Here is an 811-nt window from a genome sequence, read left to right on the forward strand (position 1 = left end):
GCGCCTTAGTCCTCCAGCCGGCCGACAAGGTGTACGAGATCGACTGGTCCGCCCTGTCAAAGTAACGAGGGAAGGGGGCCTCCAACGCCCCCTTCCTCACCCCCAGAGCCTAACCCTGCAAAGCAGGATAGCGCTTGGCCCACACCTCCAGCTGGGCGACATGTTCGGCCTCTTCGGCGGCGAACTCCTCGGCCATCATGCGGACCTCGGCGTCGGTGGTGGTCTTCGCCACCTCGGCGTAGAAGGCCTGCCCGCGCCGTTCGCTGTCCAGCGCCAGTTCCAGCGCGTATTCCACCGTCATCAGATAGTGCGACCCCTCCATCGAGGCCGCTTCCGGGCTGTCGCCGTCCGGCCACTGAAAGTCTTCCGGCGCCAGATCGGGGATCTTGCGGAAGCCCGACCGTTCCCGCGCCTCGGCCAGATGCAGGCGCGAGAATTTCGCCATCTGGCCGAAGAAGGCCGCGACCTCCTGGTTGCCATAGGTCTTCATCGCCTCCGACAGGTCGGCGAAACGGGTGGCGGCGTCCTCCTCCAGCGCGCAGGCGTGGGCGAGGAACAGGGCGGCGTCGTGGATATCGGTCATGGATCCCTGTGAAGTGCGAAGAAGCCCGACGACCCCAAAACCATACAGTTTTTGCGGGCATCGGTCGCGGCCGCTCTCCCCCTGCCCCGCCCCTGCGACCTTTTGGCGCGCGCCGTCCCGCCCGCCTCCCGAAAACCATTGCCTTTCCCGCCGGTTCACGGCAGCAGACTTCCCCCTCATGAGCAAGCCCGCCTTCCCGGCCCTTCCAATCAATCCCGTCCTGCCCGC

1 protein-coding gene is annotated in these 811 nt (G+C 66.3%); it reads right to left on the reverse strand.

Annotated features, from left to right (window positions below; all coding sequences use genetic code 11):
• Nucleotides 1–109 precede the first annotated feature (109 nt).
• Entirely contained in the window at nucleotides 110–583 is a 474-nt protein-coding gene (locus I71_RS18935) for a ferritin family protein (RefSeq protein WP_042696489.1), read from the reverse strand.
• Between the last annotated feature and the right edge of the window lie 228 nt (nucleotides 584–811).

Origin of the sequence: Azospirillum sp. B506 (assembly GCF_000333595.1) — a bacterium.
GTDB lineage: Bacteria > Pseudomonadota > Alphaproteobacteria > Azospirillales > Azospirillaceae > Azospirillum.

Bases quoted from the DNA above. Each gene is read 5' to 3' on its own strand.
- I71_RS18935 (WP_042696489.1), bottom strand. From the start codon at position 583: ATGACCGATATCCACGACGCCGCCCTGTTCCTCGCCCACGCCTGCGCG.